Annotated in this window: 14 protein-coding genes; 9 read left to right on the top strand and 5 right to left on the bottom strand. The window is 62.4% G+C overall.

Annotation, left to right across the window (positions count from 1 at the left end; translation table 11 throughout):
* The first annotated feature begins 105 nt into the window (after positions 1 to 105).
* Genes FHX09_RS04960 through FHX09_RS04935 form a run of 6 tightly spaced genes read left to right on the top strand, consistent with a single transcriptional unit; the run spans position 106 to position 8,620 of the window.
* On the top strand, positions 106 to 1,368 hold the full coding sequence (locus tag FHX09_RS04960) for a nitrate/nitrite transporter (RefSeq protein WP_132589183.1): 1,263 nt from the start codon (positions 106 to 108) through the stop codon (positions 1,366 to 1,368).
* 19 nt (positions 1,369 to 1,387) lie between these two features.
* Positions 1,388 to 3,838 (top strand): nitrite reductase large subunit NirB, encoded by a 2,451-nt coding sequence (gene nirB / locus FHX09_RS04955; protein WP_184449357.1) that lies wholly within the window; start codon positions 1,388 to 1,390, stop codon positions 3,836 to 3,838.
* Positions 3,839 to 3,842: 4 nt separating this feature from the next.
* Positions 3,843 to 4,178: a nitrite reductase small subunit NirD gene (gene nirD, locus FHX09_RS04950; protein WP_085990691.1), complete on the top strand. Its 336-nt coding sequence runs from the start codon at positions 3,843 to 3,845 to the stop codon at positions 4,176 to 4,178.
* Positions 4,178 to 6,835, top strand: a complete 2,658-nt coding sequence (locus FHX09_RS04945) for a nitrate reductase (protein ID WP_132589229.1) — start codon at positions 4,178 to 4,180, stop codon at positions 6,833 to 6,835. The genes nirD and FHX09_RS04945 overlap by 1 nt, the downstream gene beginning before the upstream one ends.
* The gene (gene cysG, locus FHX09_RS04940; protein WP_132589181.1) at positions 6,807 to 8,303 is read left to right on the top strand and encodes a siroheme synthase CysG; all 1,497 of its coding nucleotides are present in this window, start codon (positions 6,807 to 6,809) and stop codon (positions 8,301 to 8,303) included. Before FHX09_RS04945 ends, cysG begins: the two co-directional genes overlap by 29 nt.
* A complete protein-coding gene (locus tag FHX09_RS04935) occupies positions 8,303 to 8,620 on the top strand; it encodes a hypothetical protein (protein ID WP_132589180.1) in 318 nt (105 codons plus the stop codon). The genes cysG and FHX09_RS04935 overlap by 1 nt, the downstream gene beginning before the upstream one ends.
* 13 nt (positions 8,621 to 8,633) lie before the next feature.
* Here FHX09_RS04935 and FHX09_RS04930 read toward each other — a convergent pair whose 3' ends face one another.
* The 4 genes from FHX09_RS04930 to FHX09_RS04915 all read right to left on the bottom strand — a co-directional run bounded on the left by FHX09_RS04930 (position 8,634) and on the right by FHX09_RS04915 (position 14,517).
* The gene (locus tag FHX09_RS04930) at positions 8,634 to 9,755 is read right to left on the bottom strand and encodes an HPP family protein (RefSeq protein WP_183719492.1); all 1,122 of its coding nucleotides are present in this window, start codon (positions 9,753 to 9,755) and stop codon (positions 8,634 to 8,636) included.
* A gap of 54 nt (positions 9,756 to 9,809) precedes the next feature.
* Complete coding sequence (locus FHX09_RS04925) at positions 9,810 to 10,718, bottom strand: LysR family transcriptional regulator (protein ID WP_132589178.1); 909 nt, start codon at positions 10,716 to 10,718, stop codon at positions 9,810 to 9,812.
* A gap of 172 nt (positions 10,719 to 10,890) precedes the next feature.
* Positions 10,891 to 12,783, bottom strand: a complete 1,893-nt coding sequence (locus FHX09_RS04920; protein ID WP_184449355.1) for a DUF882 domain-containing protein — start codon at positions 12,781 to 12,783, stop codon at positions 10,891 to 10,893.
* A 180-nt stretch (positions 12,784 to 12,963) separates the two neighbouring features.
* Positions 12,964 to 14,517, bottom strand: a complete 1,554-nt coding sequence (locus tag FHX09_RS04915) for a sigma-54 dependent transcriptional regulator (protein ID WP_132589176.1) — start codon at positions 14,515 to 14,517, stop codon at positions 12,964 to 12,966.
* A gap of 205 nt (positions 14,518 to 14,722) precedes the next feature.
* On the opposite strand from FHX09_RS04915, the gene FHX09_RS04910 reads away from it, so the two are divergent.
* Genes FHX09_RS04910 through FHX09_RS04900 form a run of 3 tightly spaced genes read left to right on the top strand, consistent with a single transcriptional unit; the run spans position 14,723 to position 18,388 of the window.
* A complete protein-coding gene (locus FHX09_RS04910) occupies positions 14,723 to 16,573 on the top strand; it encodes a M3 family oligoendopeptidase (protein WP_183719497.1) in 1,851 nt (616 codons plus the stop codon).
* Between the two features lie 31 nt (positions 16,574 to 16,604).
* Positions 16,605 to 17,765 carry an aminodeoxychorismate synthase component I gene (locus tag FHX09_RS04905; protein WP_183719499.1) on the top strand — a complete coding sequence of 387 codons (1,161 nt, stop codon included), beginning with the start codon at positions 16,605 to 16,607 and terminating at the stop codon, positions 17,763 to 17,765.
* Positions 17,762 to 18,388 (top strand): aminotransferase class IV family protein, encoded by a 627-nt coding sequence (locus FHX09_RS04900; RefSeq protein WP_132589173.1) that lies wholly within the window; start codon positions 17,762 to 17,764, stop codon positions 18,386 to 18,388. The genes FHX09_RS04905 and FHX09_RS04900 overlap by 4 nt, the downstream gene beginning before the upstream one ends.
* Here FHX09_RS04900 and FHX09_RS04895 read toward each other — a convergent pair.
* Positions 18,385 to 19,293 (bottom strand): sensor domain-containing diguanylate cyclase, encoded by a 909-nt coding sequence (locus tag FHX09_RS04895; RefSeq protein ID WP_183719501.1) that lies wholly within the window; start codon positions 19,291 to 19,293, stop codon positions 18,385 to 18,387. The genes FHX09_RS04900 and FHX09_RS04895 overlap by 4 nt on opposite strands.
* Between the last annotated feature and the right edge of the window lie 95 nt (positions 19,294 to 19,388).

The raw sequence follows: 19,388 nt of genomic DNA, 5'->3' as shown, positions 1-19,388 counted from the left end.
TCAGGATATTTCGCGCACCTCAGGTGCATGCGCCCTGACCAGCGGCTTTTTGTTTTTAACCCCTAGCGATGGATCGGCACGACCTTGTCGGGCCCCGGAGAAGCCATGTCTGTTATCAAGAGTACGCAGTCGATGTCCGCCGGCGAACCAGCCAAAGCATTGTGGATGTCCACGATTGCCTTCACCCTCTGTTTTGCCGTGTGGACGATCTTCGCGATCATTGGCATCCGCATCAAACAGGAGCTTGGCCTGAATGAGGCCGAGTTCGGATTGCTGGTCGGCACGCCAGTCCTGACCGGTTCGCTGGTTCGCATCGTGCTTGGCATCTGGACCGGCCGTTACGGTGGCCGCCTCGTCTACACGCTCACCATGCTGGCCGCCGCCGTGGCGACCTTCCTCCTCTCCTATGCCCACACCTATACGCAGATGCTGATTGCCGGCCTCGGCGTCGGGCTTGCCGGCGGTTCCTTCGCGGTCGGCGTCGCCTACGTTTCGCCATTCTTTCCGGCGGCAAAGCAGGGAACAGCACTTGGCATCTTCGGCGCCGGCAATGTCGGCGCTGCTGTGACCAAGTTCGCCGCCCCGTTCATCCTGATTGCATGGGGTTGGCAGGCTGTTGCGCAGATCTGGGCCATCGGCCTGGCGCTGATGGCGATCGTCTTCTGGTTCACCACGACGGATGATCCGGCCTTCCGCCTCCGCCGCGAGCGCGGCGTCGCCTCCAAGAGCCTCCTGCAGGAGTTCGCACCGCTGAAGAACGCCCAGGTCTGGCGCTTCTCGCTTTATTACTTCTTCGCCTTCGGCGGCTTCGTTGCCCTGTCGCTGTGGCTGCCCCGCTATCTGGTTGGTGTCTACGGCTTCAATCTGGGCGTCGCCGGCATGGTCGCCGCCGCCTATTCCATTCCGGGCAGCATTTTCCGCGCCTTCGGCGGCGTTCTCTCCGACAAGAAGGGCGCTCGCAGCGTCATGTACGTCATGTTTGCCGTGTCGGCTGTGGCAACCCTGATCCTTTCGCTCCCGGCCGCCGGCACCGGCTCCGCACTCGGGATCACGCCTGTCGTCTTCATCGTCGTCATCTTTGCCCTCGGCTTCGTCATGAGCCTTGGCAAGGCTGCCGTCTACAAGCACATCCCCGCCTACTACCCCGAAAGCGTCGGCGCGGTCGGCGGCATCGTCGGCATGATGGGCGGCCTTGGCGGCTTCATCCTGCCGATCGCCTTTGGCCTCCTGAAGGACATGACCGGCCTGTGGTCGAGCTGTTTCATGCTGCTCTTCGCGATCGTCGTCATCTCGCTGGTCTGGATGCACCTGTCGGTCAGGCAGCTCGACCGCCGGGGCCTCTCCGCACAAGCCGTCGCTGCCACCTGATTTTGAGGACCTGAAAACTATGACCAAGAAGCTTGTCATCATCGGCAACGGCATGGCGCCCGGGCGCATGCTCGAGCACCTCTTCGAAAAGGCACCGGGCCAATATCAGGTCACGATCTTCAACGCCGAGCCGCGCGTCAACTACGACCGCATCATGCTTTCGCCGGTTCTGTCCGGCGAGAAGGAGTATGAAGAGATCATCATCCACGGCGATGGATGGTACATCAAGCACGGCATTACGCTCTACAAGGGCCACAAGATCGTTGCGATCGACCGTGCCGCCAAGACGGTCACCTCCGATCACGGCGTCGTTGAAAGCTACGACAAGCTGGTGATTGCCACCGGCTCGGTGCCCTTCATCATCCCTGTGCCCGGCAAGGATCTGCCCGGCGTCATTACCTACCGCGACCTCGACGACGTGCAGGCGATGCTGCTTGCCGCCCAGTCGCGCGAGAAAGCGATCGTCATCGGCGGCGGCCTGCTCGGCCTCGAAGCGGCGGCCGGCCTTGCGTCGCGCGGCATGGACGTCACCGTCCTGCACGTCATGCCGACACTGATGGAGCGCCAGCTCGATCCGGCGGCCGGTTATCTCCTGCAGAAGGCCGTTGAAGAACGCGGCATCAAGGTCATCACCAAGGCCAATACCAAGGCGATCGTCGGCAACGGCAAAGTCGAGGGCATCGAGCTCGACGACGGCCGCATCATTCCGGCAACCCTGGTCGTCATGGCGGTCGGTATCCGCCCGAGCGTCGGGCTCGCAAAGGATGCCGGCATTGCCGTCAACCGCGGCATCGTCGTCGATGATGGCATGCAGACCTCGGACGGCAGCATCATGGCGCTTGGCGAGTGCGCGGAAGTTGGCGGCATGGTCTACGGCCTTGTCGCACCGCTCTACGAGATGGCCCGCGTCGCCGCCTCGCATCTGTCGGGCGACCGCTCTGCCGCCTTCGTGCATTCCGACACCCCGACCAAGCTCAAGGTCACCGGCATCGAACTGTTCTCGCTCGGCGACTTTGCCGATGGCGACGACCGTGAGGAAATCGTGCTGCGGGATGCCTCGGCCGGCGTCTACAAACGCCTCGTGCTGAAGGACAACAAGATCATCGGCACCGTCCTTTACGGCGAAACCGCCGACGGCGCCTGGTTCAACGATTTGAAAAAGAAACAGACCGATATCAAGGAGATGCGCGAAACGCTGATCTTCGGTCAAGCCTATCAGGGAGGGTCGCCGCTGGACCCTATGGCGGCCGTTGCAGCCTTGCCGGATGACGCGGAAATCTGTGGCTGCAACGGCGTCTGCAAGGGCAAGATCACCTCGACGATCACAGCTAGGGGCCTGACGTCGCTCGACGACGTGCGTGCCCACACAAAGGCTTCCGCGTCCTGCGGCTCCTGCACCGGCCTCGTAGAAAAGCTGATGACGCTGACCCTCGGCGACAGCTACAACCCGGCCGCCGTCCAGCCCATGTGCACCTGCACCGAACTCGGCCACGACGACGTGCGCCGCCTGATCAAGGCCAAGGGCCTCAAGAGCATCCCTGCCGTCATGCAGGAACTCGAATGGAAGACCTCGTGCGGCTGCGCCAAGTGTCGTCCGGCTCTCAACTACTACCTCGTCTGCGACTGGCCGGATGAGTATGCCGACGACTACCAGTCGCGCTTCATCAACGAGCGTGTCCACGCCAATATCCAGAAGGACGGTACCTATTCCGTCGTTCCACGCATGTGGGGCGGCGTGACGAACTCCAACGAACTGCGCGCCATCGCCGATGTCGTCGACAAGTTCGAAATCCCGATGGTGAAGGTGACGGGCGGCCAGCGCATCGACCTGCTGGGCATCGAGAAGGAAGACCTGCCGGCGGTGTGGGCCGATCTCGGCAAGGCCGGCTTCGTTTCCGGACAGGCTTACGCCAAGGGGTTGCGCACGGTGAAGACCTGCGTCGGTTCCGACTGGTGCCGCTTCGGCACGCAGGATTCCACCGGCCTCGGCATCCGCATCGAGAAGTTCATGTGGGGGTCTTGGACGCCGGCCAAGCTGAAGATGGCGGTCTCGGGCTGCCCGCGCAATTGCGCCGAAGCGACCTGCAAGGACATCGGCGTGATCTGCGTCGACAGCGGTTTCGAGATCCATTTCGCCGGTGCTGCGGGCCTCGACATCAAGGGCACCGAGGTTCTCGGCCTCCTGAAGACCGAGGACGAAGCGCTGGAGCATATCGTGGCGCTGACGCAGATGTACCGCGAGCAGGCCCGCTATCTCGAGCGCATCTACAAATGGGCGAAGCGTGTCGGCCTGGAGGAAATCCGCCGCCAGATCATGGGCGATGCCGAAAAGCGCCAAGCCTATTACGACCGCTTCGTCTTCTCGCAAAAATTCGCCCAGGTCGACCCCTGGTCGGAGCGCGTCTCCGGCAAGGACAAGCATGAGTTCAAGCCGATGGCGACGATCGGCTACCCGCAGGCCGCTGAGTAAGGAGATGGACATGAATTGGATTGCAATCGGCGACATCTCCGAAATTCCGCTGCGGGGGGCCCGCTGCGTGAAGACACCCCAGGGCAAGATCGCCGTCTTCCGCACGGCCGAAAACGAGATCTTCGCCATCGAGGACCACTGCCCGCATAAGGGCGGGCCGCTCTCCCAAGGCATCGTCCATGCCAAGGCCGTCACCTGCCCGCTGCATAACTGGGTGATCTCGCTCGAAACCGGCAAGGCGCTGGGCGCCGATGAGGGCGAAGTGCGGACCATCCCGGTGCGCAACGAAAACGGCGCCCTCTTCATCGCGCTCGAAAGCCTGATGATGGCGGCCGAATGATGGAAACAGAGGTCAAGACAACCTGTCCCTATTGCGGTGTCGGCTGCGGCGTCATCGCCAAGGTCGCAGACGACGGCAAGGTTTCCGTCAAGGGCGACCCAGACCACCCCTCCAATTTCGGGCGGCTGTGCTCGAAGGGCTCGGCGCTTGGCGAAACCGTCGATCTCGACGGGCGCATCCTCCACCCGGAGGTTTCGGGGGAGCGGGCGGAATGGGGACAGGCGCTTGACCTCCTCGCGCAACGATTTTCGGATGCCATCGCGAAGCACGGTCCCGATTCCGTTGCCTTCTACGTCTCCGGCCAGCTGCTGACCGAGGACTACTATGTTGCCAACAAGCTGATGAAAGGCTTCATCGGCTCGGCCAACATCGACACCAATTCGCGGCTCTGCATGTCATCCTCCGTCGCCGGCCACCGCCGCGCCTTCGGCTCGGATACCGTGCCGGGAACCTATGAGGACCTGGAGCTCGCCGATCTGGTGATCCTCACCGGCTCGAACCTCGCCTGGTGCCACCCGGTCATCTATCAGCGACTGGCCGCCGCCAAAGCAGCACGCCCCGGCATGAAAGTCGTCGTCATCGATCCACGGCGCACGATGACCGCCGATATCGCCGATCTGCACCTTGCCATCCGCCCGGACAGCGACGTCGCTCTTTTTGTCGGCCTTTTCGAGCATCTGATCGCAAGCAACGCCATCGACCAGAACTACGTTGCCGAACATACCAACGGCTTTGCCGAGGCCTTTACGGCTGCCTCCGGGATCTCCTTCAACGAGGTGCTGGAACTGACCGGCCTGCCAGCCATGCAGCTTCGCGAATTCTACCGCCTCTTTGCCACGACTGAGAAGGCCGTCACCTGCTACAGCCAGGGCGTCAACCAGTCCTCGTCGGGCACCGACAAGGTCAACGCCATCCTCAACTGTCATCTCGCCACCGGCCGGATCGGCCGGCCCGGCATGGGACCCTTCTCGCTCACCGGCCAGCCGAACGCCATGGGCGGGCGCGAGGTCGGCGGGCTTGCCAACATGCTGGCCGCCCACATGGCAATCGAAAGCGCCGAGGATCGCGACCGCGTCCAGCGCTTCTGGGGTGGGCCGACGATTGCCGAAAAGCCGGGCCTGAAGGCGGTCGATATGTTCAGGGCCGTTGCGGACGGACGGATCAAGGCGCTCTGGATCATGGCGACCAACCCGGTCGTTTCCATGCCGGATGCCGACGCCGTCGAGGCCGCCATCAAGGCCTGTCCCTTCGTCGTCGTCTCCGACGTCCTGAAGGACACCGATACCGCGCGTCACGCGCACGTCCTTCTGCCCTCGCTCGGCTGGGGCGAAAAGAGCGGTACGGTGACCAATTCCGAGCGTCGCATCTCCCGCCAGCGCTCCTTCCTCGATGCGCCCGGAGAAGCCCGGGCCGACTGGTGGCAGCTTGCCGAGGTGGCCAAACGGATGGGCTTTTCCCAGGCCTTCGACTTCGCCTCCAACGCAGAGATCTTCGACGAACACGCCACCCTCTCCGCCTTCGAGAACAACGGCAATCGCGACTTCGACATCGGCGCATATGTCGGCATGGATCTACAGGCCTATGACGAACTGCCTCCCTTCCAGTGGCCACAGCCGGCGGGTCAAGAGAATGGTGAGACCCGCTTCTTCGCCAATGGCGGCTTCTACCACGCCGACGGCAAGGCACGCTTCATCGCCGTCAAACCGGTCGCCTCGGATCGCACCAACGCCGACTATCCCTTCACGTTGAACACCGGCCGTATCCGCGACCAGTGGCATACGATGACGCGCACTGGTAAAAGTGCGCGGCTTTCATCCCACATCGCCGAGCCCTTCGCCGAGCTTCATCCACGTGACGCGATCGAGATCGGCGTCGGCAATGCCGGTCTTGTCGAGATCGAAAGCCCACACGGCACGGCCGTGGTTCGCGCCCTGATCACGGAGCGGCAGGCCCGCGGCAGCATTTTCGTGCCGATGCACTGGAACGATCAGTTTGCCGCCAAGGCGCGCATCGACGCCGTCGTCGCGCCTTTGACCGATGCGCTCTCGGGCCAACCCGCCTCGAAAAATGTCGCAGTCGCTGCCCAACGCTTCAAAGCGGCGCGCTACGGCTTTGCGGTCTCCCAAGTCAAGCCGGACAATCTCGATGCCGCGTATTGGGCGTTGGCAAAGGCCGAAGGCGGGTGGCGGGTGGAGCTCGCCTTCGACCGGCCGGTCGAGGACTGGTGCGCCTGGTGCCGCACCACTTTCGCTATCCCTGACGATGTCGAGCCACTCGGCTACGCCGACCAGCAATCCGGCGATCTGAGGCTCGCCTTCTTCGACGGCAAGCGACTGCTTGCGGCCCTGTTCCTGGCGCGCGAACCGGTGGCCGTCGCCCGCAACTGGGCGATCTCCCAGCTCACCGCCGAGCACACCAATCTGCGCAAGCGCTTCGCTCTGGTCGCCGGTCGCCCGGGTGCCGACAAGCCTGATCCGGGCGCTACCGTCTGCTCCTGCTTTGGCGTCGGCGTCAACCAGATCGTCGCAGCCGTTCGTGGCGGCTGCCACAGCGTCGAAGCCGTCGGCAAGGAACTCAACGCCGGAACCAACTGCGGCTCCTGCCGCGCCGAGATCAGGGGGATCATCGATGGATGTCTTGCAGCCGCGGCGGAGTGAAACACCCGCCCGCATGGAGCCGCTTGCCAAGCTGCCGGTGTTCTGGGCGCTCGAAGGCAAGCGCGTGATCATCGCCGGCGGATCCGATGCCGCCGCCTGGAAGGCCGAGCTTCTCGCCGCATGCGGCGCGGAAGTCCATATCTATGCGCACGAGCTTTCCGACACCTTCGAGAAACTGATCCTGCGAGGCGCCGAACACCCTCAGGGCAGTTTCATCCATCACGCCGAAGCATGGAATGAAACGATCTTCACCGGCGCTGCCATCGCCATCGCCGATTGCGAGGGGAATGACGAGGCGGAAGCCTTATTCGCCGCCGCCCGTATGGCCGGGGTGCCGGTCAATGTCATAGACAAGCCCGCCTTCTGCCAGTTCCAGTTCGGTTCGATCGTCAACCGCTCGCCTGTCGTCGTGTCCATCTCAACGGATGGTGCCGCCCCGATCCTTGCCCAGGCAATCCGCCGGCGGATCGAGACGTTACTGCCGCGGGCGTTGAAAGGCTGGGCGGAATTGGCACACTCGCTACGCGACCGGATCAACGAGCGGCTGGCGCCCGGCCCCTTGCGCCGCGCTTTTTGGGAGAGATTCGTTGAGCGCGCCTTTTCAAGTTCGGACACGCCGGAGGAGGGCGTCGGCGGGCAGCTTCTCAAAGAAGCCGAAAGGCTTCGGGAAGCGCCCGCCCACTCCAAGGGTCGTGTGACGCTGGTCGGCGCCGGCCCCGGCGATGCGGAGCTTCTGACGTTGAAGGCCGTTCGCGCCCTGCAGGGAGCCGACGTGATCCTCTTCGATGATCTGGTTTCATCGGAGGTGTTGGAGCTTGCCCGGCGCGAGGCAAAGCGCATGCTGGTGGGAAAGCGCGGCGGCCGCACGAGCTGCCGCCAGGAAGACATCAACGACATGATGGTGAAGCTCGCCAAGGCAGGCAAGCGTGTCGTGCGGCTGAAGTCCGGCGATCCGATGATCTTCGGCCGCGCCGGCGAGGAAATTGCCCATCTTGATCGCGAGAACATTCCGGTCGATGTCATCCCCGGCATCACCGCCGCAAGCGCCATGGCCTCCCGCCTCGGGATCTCGCTGACGCACCGCGACCATGCGCAATCCGTCCGCTTCATCACCGGCCATTCTCGGCATGGCGGGCTGCCGGCCAATGTCGATTGGGCCACCGTCGCCGATCCGCATGCGACGACCGTCTTTTACATGGGCGGCAGGACGGCGCCGCTTATCGCCGATCGGTTGATCGAAGAAGGCCTGTCGCCTGAAACGCCGGCCATCATCATCAGCGACGTCAGCCGGTCGACACAACGCGATTGGCGCGGCACACTCTCAACCGTCGCCTGTGGGATCGCGGAAATCGGCTATGACAATCCTGTCCTGATCGCTGTCGGCAGCGCCCTTGCGGCACGCCAGAGCGGCACCGGCGAGGCCGGCCATCTCGATGGCTATTTCCGCTTGGCCGTCGGAGCGCGCTGATGCAACTCCAGACGATCGCTCCCGTCTTCCTGGTTCTCACCATCGCCCTCAGCTGGCCGCGCTTCATCAGCATCTTCAGCCCCAGAACGGATGCTGCCGTGGCAACCGCCCCGCTCACCATGATCGCCAGCGCGGTCAGTCTCTCCGCCCTCGGATTGGCCTTCGCCGGCAACGGGCCATGGCTCGGCATGCTGATCGCGGCGCTTGGCCCGCTTCTCGGTTGGACGGTGCGGACGCCAGCGCCGCCGCTCGCCGTGTCGCTGTCCACGCTCAGCCTGGCCGCCTACCTGCAGTTCGGCTTGGCCACTATCTTCTAGCTAAGCTGGCATTTCACGCGGCGCTTCGCGTCGTCTGTTCCGGCAGCAGGTGAGCCATGGCGTTCAGCAGATCCGTCTGCGAGATGAGCCCGAGCACGTGGTCGCCGTCATCGACAATGACGACTGCGTGCGTGCGCCCGTCGGTCAGGTCAGGCAACAGGCTAATGGCGGGCGCATCCGGGGAAGTGGTCGCGGCCGTCGCAATGTGATCGGCAAGCCGCTCGGCCTGCATCAATTCCCGCAGCCCCACCGTGCCGACCAATCGCCCGCTGCTATCCTTTACGGGCAACGTACGGACATTGTGTTTCAGCAGCAGCGCGCGCGCCTCTTCCGCCGTGGCGTTCTCGCCCACCGCGATCACGTCGCGCGACATGATGTCGGCGCACCTGACGGTGCCGTGCGAACGAACGGCAGCCTCAACCTCGACCTGCCTCAGCAAGCGGCTCAGGTCGCCGCGATCGATATCGAAGGTTTCCTCGAACTTCGCCAGCGCCGCATCGACATCTTCTTCACGCAAACCAATCCGCACAGCGGACGGCGGATCGATCGTCTGATGCGTATTGACCGGCGCCGGCGCGGCGACATGCGGATAGTTTCGCCGCCCGAGCTTGTGAAAGAGAATGCCGAGCGCCACCAGGATGCAGGAATTCAGGGCTACCGGCACGAAGGGGAAGAGCAGGCCCCAGCTTGCAACAGCCGGACCACCCAGCACAGCGGTCAGCGCCGCAGCGCCGCCGGGCGGATGCAGGCAGCGGGTGAACGACATAGCGCCGATCGCCAGCGAGACGCCGACGCCGATCGCGATGATCGGCTCATGGATGAAGTGTGCGGCGCTGATGCCCATCATGGCGGAGATCGTGTTGCCACCAATGATCGACCACGGCTGCGCAAGCGGACTAGCCGGCACGGCGAAAAGCAGCACGGCCGAAGCGCCCATCGGCGCAACGATTAGCGGCAGGTGCGAGCCCTGCCCGACGAAGTAACCGCAGACCATGCCAGTCAGCGCGATCGCGATCAGCGCACCAAGGCACGCAAGCATGCGCTCGCGCAGCGTGGCGCCGGCGAGGATCGGCGAAAACAGGCGGAGACGGAGCCGCCTTCCAGGATCGGTGTTGGGATTGCTGGAATTTGACATGACGAACCGGCAGTTTGTGAAACGAAGCGTCTTGATTGAGAGGAGGATGCAAGGTTAGCCGCTTGGAAGTGAGAGGCCGTCCCTGCCCCGCGAGGCAATAAGGACATCGTGAAAGGCCTCGAACGAATCCGATCGGTCGCCCTTTCGACGCACGAGAAATGTTTCCACCGCGCCGATCTCGCCGGTGACGATATCGACGGGCCAGCGCAGCAGATCGAACACCGAGCGCGGCATGACACCAAAGGCATTGCCGGCGACAATGCTCGCGAGGATCGCATGATAAGAACCGAGCTCCAGCGTGCGCAGTGAGGCGGCGTCCTGTGCCCACTCCTCGGCCATGCGGCGATAGGTGCACCCTGGCTCCATCACGGCAAGTGTCCCAACACGCAGGTCGGCCGCGGCTTTGACGTCGGGGTGTTTCGGAGGAAGGACGAGAATGAGGTCCTCGACATAGATGCGCCGTGCATCGAAGCTGCCGAGGTCGAGATCGGCATAGCGCGTCTCGTCGAGCGACGCCTGCGGCGGCCGGGCGACCAATGCGCAGTCCAGCTCTTCGGCCAGCACGCCCAGCATGAGCTCCCGTGTCGCACCCATCGTCAATTGCAAGGAGACGTCAGGCCACAGCGATCCGAACCGCCTGATGACGTCAGGAAGCCGACTTGCGGCGGTGCTTTCCATCGTTCCGACACGCAGCATTCCCGATGCCGCCAGCGGCCGCACAGCCTGCTTTGCTTCCTCTGCCAGGTCAGCAAGACGCGTTGCATAGGACAGGAAGATCGAGCCTTCGCGCGTCAGCGACATCTTCTTGCCGTCGCGACAAAACAGCGCCACTCCGAGATCCTCTTCGAGCTGCTGGATGCGCGTCGTGACATTCGACGGCACACGGCCTAGCGCCGCCGCAGCCTTCGTGACGCTGCAATGCGATGCGACTGCCTTAAAAATTTCGATTGACGACAGATCCATATCTTCACTTACAGAGAATACAGGAGGCGCCATATTCTCGATATGGAAATGAAAATCAACCCCACGCCTGTCCCGAAACCGCACCTCACCGCGCGACTTTCCGCCACAGTCCGCAAAGCAAAAGAGCCGCCGGATCGCTCCGGCGGCTCTTTCAAACTCTTCCTTGTCCGCCTCAGTTCGAGTCGAACTTCCGCACTTCCATGAAGTTGACTGCGCTGCCGCTGAAGCGGCCCGGATCGATGGAGGCCGTTTTGGTGAAGCCTTCGGCATAGACCGAAGTCGGCTGGGCACGAAGCGTCTGACTGACGAAGCGCGGCGCCTTGACCGGCTTGGTGACCATTTCCATGCGGGAGTTGGTAAGCGCCCACTGCGAGATGATCTTCTGCGTCAGCTTCGGCTCGGTGCGAATCGTCGCGCGGCTGGCGTCGGCTTCTGCGGCCTCATGCTTCGTCGGGCGTGCGCCCTTGGTGGGCAGGCCCTGCGACAGCCCATTCGCGTCGGTCGGATTCGGTGCATCGAAGCCATCGCCGAAGCTTGCGGACTTCGTGGTGGGAGCAAGAGCGGCAAGCTGCAACGGCGGCTTCTCGCTTGGAACCTTTTGCGGCGTTGCCGCGTTGATAGCCTGCTCGATGCTCGTGACCGGCGGCTGGTTGGACGCGACCTGACGGTCGCCATCACCATTCTGCTGGTCAAGGGCATCGGCAACGGCCGGAGAAAGCGTATCCTCCTGGTCTGCTACGTCGTCCTCTGCTTCAGCATCGGCATTCGCCGCTGCCAGAAGCTTTTCGGCAAGCGCCGGTCGTTCAGCCGGCGTCGGAACCGCTGCGAGATTCCCCGTCATCGCAGACGGATCGGCCGAAGCGACTTCCGCGTCGCCCGGAGCGCGGCGCGGTCCGAGCAGAGAAGGAACCGGTACGCTGTAGGCGCTGAGATCCGCAAACTGCTGCTGACCTTGCTCGGTCACTGTAGAAAGGGCTTGTTGCGCTGCGTTTGCGGATTGCGGAGCGACGAGGGCGCTGGCCATCTCGCTACCGCCTGGCTGATTGGCGAACGCCGGACGCACCTGCGGAACCGGCGCGCTTACACTTGCGACTTCAGTAGCCTGCGCGGGCGCTTGCTCGCCGGGATCGGCGGCGTTTGGCATGTCAACCTTCGGCGGCGACGCCTTGGCGACCGCCACTGCTGCGCTGCTATCATCATCGGAGCTGTCTTCGGCCTCGTCGGCGCCGCCCCCAAACAGGGCTGCAAACAGCGTCTTGTGCTTGGGCTGGCCACTCGATGACGAGCCCGTATAAGCGCCGGAGCTTGCCATCTGTACCTGCGACGAGCTCACGCGGCGCTTGTAATCGGCCACGGCCTGCTCGTAACCCGGCAGCGGACGACCATCCGAGGGGATGTGCATCGTGTTGCCGTTCGGGAAAAGCCGGACCAGTTCTTCGCGGCTCATGCGCGGCCAGGCGCGAACACCGCCGACATCCATGTGAACGAAGGGAGAGCCGGATTTCGGATAGAATCCAACGCCGCCGACCTGCATTTTCATCCCAATGCCGCGCAAAGTGGCGAGTTTGACGTCAGGAATGAAGAAATCCATCGCCTTGCCGAGCATATGCTGGCTCTTTTCGGCAACGCCGGAATTGCGTGAGCGGCCCTTCAGCATGGCGTTGGTGGCCGGCGAACGGAAGCCGCAGACAACGTTGATGTAGTCGCGCGAGCCGCTCTGGCGGTAGACCTCCCAGATAAGGTCGAAAAGGCGGGGGTCCATTCTCGTCGGCTGGTTCTTGCGCCAGTCGCGAAGGAATCGGTTCAGCTGCTGGAGACCCTTCGGATCGTACCGGCCGTTGCGCTTGTAGGTGATAACGGCCTTTTCGCCGGTGTGAATGAAATAGAGCTTGAGACTGCGTGTTTCGCCGGCCGCCTCGGAAGGCGAGCTGACCAGAACCGGCGAGGAAACAACGAGTGCGAGAAGGGCGGCCATAGCCGTCCTAAACACCTTTCCGCAAAGGTCCGTGTACCTAGTGCGCCCGTTCAAGCGCGAAGGCCTCGTATTCCCATTCAGATCCGGCAAACTCAATCCCCGTCAGACAGCCGATGGTCCCTCTTTGACACCGTTGGCTGTTAAATGCGGTCACACGATGGCAAAAATGCCACACGTGATCAACCTTTTCCTTACATAATGAACAGGCCACTAACAAGTGGTTTATGATTGGTAACAAAAGATGATTGCCGGAGCGTTAATTTAGGCGATTTATGCGGCGTCTTTCTGCGGATTGTCCGGATCTATGCCATAATCCTTGAGTTTCCGGTACAATGTGGATCGTCCGATGCCCAGTTTTCGGGCCACTTGACTCATCTGCCCCCGATAGAATTTAAGGGCGAATCGGATCAGTTCCTCCTCCACATCCGCAAGCTTTCGTACGTCTCCGGCAGGGTTTGTGCTCGCAATCGCGTTATCAGGCGCCTCCGTGATTCGTGCGACCGCCTCTTCGACGCTGGCCTGGTGAGCCGGGTAATCGGCGGTTGAGAGGTTGTTTTGTCGGTCGAGACGCGTGTTGTCGGCGACCAGCGCCAGGTGATCGACGACCTCGTATTCTGGCAGCTGCGCCGCGATCTGCGGGAAGTCTGCTTCGGTCAGTTCGCCCCCCTCGGCCAGCACTACCGCGCGGAAGATCGCGTTCTCGAGCTGGCGGATGTTGCCCGGCCAGTCGTAGGCGGTAAGCAGGGCCAGCGCGCCGGAGCTCACCGACATTCGTTGGCCGCCCTTCTGCTCGCTGGAGAAGCGATCGGCGAAGACCCGCACCAGGTGCGGAATATCCTCCTTGCGCTTGCGCAGCGCCGGGATGGTGATCGGAAAGACGTTCAGGCGATAGTAGAGGTCCTCGCGGAAGTGGCCGTTCTTGACCTCTTCGATCAGGTCCTTGTTGGTCGCCGAAATCAGGCGGACATTGACCTTGTGGGCCGTGCGCGCGCCAACGGTTTCGATTTCACCCTGTTGCACCGCGCGCAGCAGCTTGACCTGGACCTCGAGTGGCAGATCGCCGATTTCGTCGAGGAAGATGGTACCGCCATCGGCTTCCATGAACTTGCCGATGTGGCGCTCGGTTGCCCCCGTGAACGCGCCCTTCTCGTGACCGAAGAGGATGCTTTCGACCAGATTGTGCGGAATGGCGCCGCAATTGACCGTGACAAATGGCTTGCCGGACCGGTCGCTGCCGGACTGGATGGCGCGGGCCACCAATTCCTTGCCGACGCCGGACTCGCCTTCGAGCACGACGGGAATATTCGACTGCGCGGCGCGTTGTGCCAGATCAATGACGCGGATCATCGCCGGGCTTGCCGAGACGATGTCGTCAAAGCCGACAGAGCCGGAACGCGACCGGCGACCGGCGCGCGCCTTGACCTCGCGCTGGTCGAGCTTCAGGGCATTCGAGATCGAGTTGGCGATCCGCTCGGGAGAAACCGGCTTGACGACGAAATCAAAAGCGCCGGCACGCATCGCCTGCACCACAGTCTCGATGCCGCCTTGCCCCGTCTGGACAATCACCGGAACATGAGTGCCGAATTCGTGCAGTGCCTCGAGGAATTCGAGGCCCGTCATCTCAGGCATCATCAGGTCGAGAACGATGATGTTGAAGAGGCCACTGCCTCGCTTGACCATCTCTAGTCCGATCCGGCCGTTTTCCGCCTGATGGACGACGTGGCCGTGACGCTCGATCGCGTTCTTGAGCAGCCGACGCTGGATCGGGTCGTCCTCGACGACAAGAATCTGCGCTGCACCCTTGAGCTCATTGTAACCGGTCATTGCTGCCTCACTTCATGCGAAACCTGAGAAGCACTGTGGCAGAAAGGCTTGAACATCCAGTTTTGAGAAACAATTGCATTTTAACGTTTGCGGTGGGGCCAAATCCGACCCGAAACGGAGCTTATGGGCAGCCGAAAGCCCCTTGATGCCAAGCCTTTAGGCGCCTAGACAGTCAAGCCTGTCGCAAAAGAGGAACAGGACCCCGATGATGAAAAACACGCTCTCCGGCACGGCCATTAATTTTTCGGCAAGTTCTGCTGCCTCCGCGACGGATGCCGCCCTCGGCGACCTGCCGACCTGGAAATTGCAGGACCTCTACCCTTCCGCGACGTCCACGGCCTTCACCGGCGACATGGAGAAGGCCGGCAAGCAGGCGATCGCCTTCGAAGAGAAGTGGAAGGGCAAGCTTGCCGACGCCGCGACCAAGACGGGCACCGAGGGCATCGGCCAGGCGCTGAAGGAGTACGAGGCGCTGGATGACATCATCGGCCGCCTCGGCTCCTTTACCGGCCTCACCTATTTCTCCGACACATCAAACCCGGTAAACGGCAAGCTCTATGGCGACGCCCAGGCGAAGATCACCGAATTCTCCAGCCATCTCTTGTTTTTTTCGCTCGAACTCAATCGCATCGACGACGCCGTCATCGATGCCTGCATGGTTGATGACCCGGATGCCGGCCACTATCGCCCGTGGCTCGTCGATCTGCGCAAGGACAAGCCATATCAGCTCGAGGACAAGCTGGAGCAGCTCTTCCTGGAAAAGTCGATGACCTCGGCCGCGGCCTTCAATCGCCTGTTCGACGAGACGATGACGGAACTGCGCTTCGACGTCGATGGCGAAAAGCTGCCGCTGGAAGTCACCCTGAACATGCTGCAGGAAAAGGACCCCGAAGTCCGTCGCAAGGGCGCGATGGCGCTCGCGCAGACGTTCAAGGAGAACCTGCGTACCTTTACCCTCATCACCAACACGCTCGCCAAGGACAAGGACATCTCCGACCGCTGGCGCGGCTTCGATGACATCGCCGATAGCAGGCATCTTGCGAACCGCGTCGAGCGCGAAGTGGTCGATGCGTTGGCCGCCGCCGTCAAGGAAGCCTATCCGCGCCTCTCGCACCGCTACTACAAGATGAAGGCAAAGTGGCTCGGCATGGACCAGATGAACTTCTGGGACCGCAACGCGCCACTGCCGGAAACCTCCAACGCCATCATCTCCTGGAATGAGGCGAAGGACACCGTCCTTTCCGCCTACGGCAACTTCGCGCCTGAGATGGCTGCGATCGCCAAGCGCTTCTTCGACGAACAGTGGATCGACGCGCCGGTTCGCCCCGGCAAGGCGCCGGGCGCCTTTGCACATCCGACGGTCCCGTCGGCGCATCCCTACGTGCTCGTCAACTATCTCGGCAAGCCGCGCGACGTGATGACACTCGCTCATGAGCTCGGTCACGGCGTCCACCAGGTTCTGGCTGGTGCCCAGGGCGCCCTGATGTGCCAGACGCCCCTCACTCTGGCGGAAACCGCCTCCGTCTTCGGTGAAATGCTGACTTTCCGCGCCCTCCTCGACACGACGAAGGACAAGCGTGAGCGCAAGGCCATGCTCGCCCAGAAGGTCGAGGACATGATCAATACAGTCGTGCGCCAGATCGCCTTCTACGAATTCGAACGCAAGATTCACACCGCCCGCAAGGCCGGTGAACTGACGTCGGAGGACATCGGCGAACTCTGGCTTTCCGTGCAGTCGGAGAGCCTCGGGCCGGCGATCAAGATTTCAGAGGGCTATGAGACCTATTGGGCCTACATCCCGCACTTCATCCATTCGCCCTTCTATGTCTACGCCTACGCATTCGGCGACTGCCTGGTGAACTCGCTCTATGCCGTCTACCAGAAGGCCGACAAGGGCTTCCAGGAGAAGTATTTCGAGCTTCTGAAGGCCGGCGGGACCAAGCATCATTCGGAGCTCCTGAAACCGTTCGGCCTGGATGCCACCGATCCGTCGTTCTGGAGCAAGGGGCTGTCGATGATCGAAGGGCTGATCGACGAATTGGAAGCGCTTGATTAAGAGCGCATAGGCTCTCGATCCAAAGGCAGGCATGACCAACGCTGAACGCCACGTTCTGTTCCGGGATGACACGACCGGGCAAGTGATGCTCTTTTCCGACCCGTCGGAGATCATCGTTGCCCGCACGGGTGGTGAGTTCTTTGCTGGACTTGCCCGCATGGAAGAGGCAAAGGCTGCCGGCAAATGGCTGGCGGGCTACATGGCCTATGAAGCCGGCTACCTCTTCGAGAAAAAGCTGGCGACCTTCCTGCAGGAAGGTCGCGAAACGCCGCTGCTCGCCTTTGGCGTCTTCGATGGCCCGCTGCCTGAGACCCATCCCCTCGCCCAGCCCAAGCACCGCAGCGAGAACGACGAATTCCTGAGCGAACCCAGAGCCGGCTGGGATTTTTCTACCTATAAGGAGCGCTTCGAGCGCCTGCATTGGCATCTACGCCAGGGAGATTGCTACCAAGCGAACCTCACCATGCCGATCACCGCCCTCTGCCGCGGCGATCCGCGCGCCGCCTTCTGGTCGCTGATCGAACGGCAGCCGGTCAAATACGGCGCGCTTGTCGATCTTGGCGGCCCGATCCTCCTTTCCCGCTCTCCCGAACTCTTCTTCCGCACGGACGAGGAAGGCTGGATCGAAACGCATCCGATGAAGGGCACGGCAAAACGCGGGGCGAGCGAAGCCGAAGATGCAGCGATCATTGCCGCGATGCGTGAGGACATAAAAACCCAGGCCGAAAACCGCATGATCGTCGACCTGCTGCGCAACGATATCTCGCGCATCACGGAGGTCGGAACGCTCGACGTTCCCAAGCTCTTCGACATCGAGACCTATCCCACCGTGCACCAGATGGTCAGCCATGTGCAGGCGAAACTCCTCCCCGATCTGACGATCCGCGATATCTTCGCCGCACTTTTTCCCTGCGGATCGATCACCGGCGCGCCAAAGCTTAGCGCCATGCAGATCCTGCACACGCTGGAGGACGCGCCACGCGACGCCTATTGCGGCGCGATCGGCATGATTGCGCCCGGCGGCGCCATGCGCTTTTCGGTGGCGATCCGCACCATCAGCCTGTTTGCCGGTGGCAAGGCGGTCTTCAACGTCGGCGGCGGCATCGTCTTCGATTCCACCGCCGAGGCCGAATACGAAGAGTGCCTCCTGAAGGCGCGGTTTGCGATCGGCGATCAGGAGATCGCGCGATGAACGACTTCTCGCTGATCGAAACCCTGCGCTGGGAACCGGACACTGGCTTCGTCCGACTACGCCTGCATCTGGCACGCCTCTCCCGCTCCGCCCGCCGTATCGGCTTTCCCAGTCCCGCGGCTACCACCGCCAAACTCGAGGCGGCCGTTGCGAGCGCTGATATGCCCCTGCGCATACGGCTGACACTCGATCGGCACGGGCATATCGAAGTGATGTCGACACCGTTTGTCCCCACGCCCACCGGCACCGAATGGAAGGTCCGGCTCGCAAAGGCACGCCTTGATTCCACTGACAAATTGCTGCGACTGAAGACGACGCGCCGTGGCGTCTATGAGGCGGCTCGTGCCGAATATCCCGCGTCGGAAGCCGACGAAGTGTTGCTCCTGAACGAGCGAGACGACGTCTGCGAAGGCACGATCACCTCCATTTTCCTCGACGACGGGTCGGGAATGCTGCGAACGCCGCCGATTTCCTGCGGCCTGCTGGCCGGAGTGCTGCGCACCGAACTGATCTGCCAGCGCAGGGCACGCGTCGGACGCATTACCCGACAGGATCTCACAGCAGGCAAACTCTATGTCGGCAATTCGTTGCGGGGGCTGATCCACGCCCGCCTCGTCGACTAGGCGACGATCTTTAGCCGGTCGCGGCCGCTCTGTTTGGCGTGGTACAACGCCTCGTCGGCCCGGGCATAAACCTCGCGCGCCGTCTCGCCCGGCCGCAACTCGGCCAGTCCCGCCGAGCATGTGTAAGAGAACGAAGGCACCGTGGGTATGGGGCGGGCGCCGCGCACCATTCTGATGATACGGTCGACAATCAGTTCCGCCTGCGCCAGCGTCGTATCCGGCAGGATCAGCATGAATTCCTCGCCGCCGATCCGCCCGAAGCTGTCGCGTCGCCGGATGACCGGCTGCACGCGGCGCGAGAAATCGATCAGTACGTCGTCGCCGAACTGGTGGCCATAAATGTCATTGATGCGCTTGAAGAAGTCGAGGTCCATGATGCAGATGCAGCCGACGACGCCTGCATTGGCGGACCCCTGACGTGCAATCAGGCTTTCCAGCGCCGCCATCATGAAACGACGGTTGGAAATACTCGTCAACTCATCCGTCTGCGAGGCCCGCAGCGCAAAATCGCGATCCTGCCTGACATCGCGTTCGCTCTGCTTCAGATGCGTGATGTCGCTGGCAATGCAGAGCATCCAACCGTCTTTCTGCACTGTCTCGGTCATCCAGAACCAGCGCCCGTCGACGACGTCCGTCTCGAAAGCGCGAAATGGCAGCTTGCCGCGGCGCGACTGCGCGGAAACGAGCCACACCTCGAAATCGGCAGTGCGAATGATCGTCCCCTTACCGGCGCGCGTATTGCGCCGCATCAGTTCCGACCACAAAGGCGTTTCATCGGGTTCGATGGCGTAGGTCGAACGAAAAGCCGGATTTGCATAGCGCAGTCGGTCTTCCTGATCGTAAAGGGCAATCAGGACGGCACTGTCTTCCTGCAATTCGGCAAGCCGCTCAGATATCTGGTTCATCCGAATGTTCCGGGCGTGCTGACATTAACGGTTCGCACTTTGGAGCAGAATTCTGAAAAGAGTATGGATGGCTCCGCGCCAATTGAATATTCACA

The sequence above is a fragment of the Rhizobium sp. BK538 genome (genome assembly GCF_014197575.1).
GTDB lineage: Bacteria > Pseudomonadota > Alphaproteobacteria > Rhizobiales > Rhizobiaceae > Rhizobium.
Note: the sequence above shows the minus strand (reverse complement) of the source record. Positions and strands in the feature narration are given on the sequence as shown.

Coding starts and splice junctions, on each gene's coding strand:
- FHX09_RS04960 (WP_132589183.1), top strand. CDS start 106: ATGTCTGTTATCAAGAGTACGCAGTCGATGTCCGCCGGCGAACCAGCC.
- nirB (WP_184449357.1), top strand. CDS start 1,388: ATGACCAAGAAGCTTGTCATCATCGGCAACGGCATGGCGCCCGGGCGC.
- nirD (WP_085990691.1), top strand. CDS start 3,843: ATGGACATGAATTGGATTGCAATCGGCGACATCTCCGAAATTCCGCTG.
- FHX09_RS04945 (WP_132589229.1), top strand. CDS start 4,178: ATGGAAACAGAGGTCAAGACAACCTGTCCCTATTGCGGTGTCGGCTGC.
- cysG (WP_132589181.1), top strand. CDS start 6,807: ATGGATGTCTTGCAGCCGCGGCGGAGTGAAACACCCGCCCGCATGGAG.
- FHX09_RS04935 (WP_132589180.1), top strand. CDS start 8,303: ATGCAACTCCAGACGATCGCTCCCGTCTTCCTGGTTCTCACCATCGCC.
- FHX09_RS04930 (WP_183719492.1), bottom strand. CDS start 9,755: ATGTCAAATTCCAGCAATCCCAACACCGATCCTGGAAGGCGGCTCCGT.
- FHX09_RS04925 (WP_132589178.1), bottom strand. CDS start 10,718: ATGGATCTGTCGTCAATCGAAATTTTTAAGGCAGTCGCATCGCATTGC.
- FHX09_RS04915 (WP_132589176.1), bottom strand. CDS start 14,517: ATGACCGGTTACAATGAGCTCAAGGGTGCAGCGCAGATTCTTGTCGTC.
- FHX09_RS04910 (WP_183719497.1), top strand. CDS start 14,723: ATGATGAAAAACACGCTCTCCGGCACGGCCATTAATTTTTCGGCAAGT.
- FHX09_RS04905 (WP_183719499.1), top strand. CDS start 16,605: ATGACCAACGCTGAACGCCACGTTCTGTTCCGGGATGACACGACCGGG.
- FHX09_RS04900 (WP_132589173.1), top strand. CDS start 17,762: ATGAACGACTTCTCGCTGATCGAAACCCTGCGCTGGGAACCGGACACT.
- FHX09_RS04895 (WP_183719501.1), bottom strand. CDS start 19,293: ATGAACCAGATATCTGAGCGGCTTGCCGAATTGCAGGAAGACAGTGCC.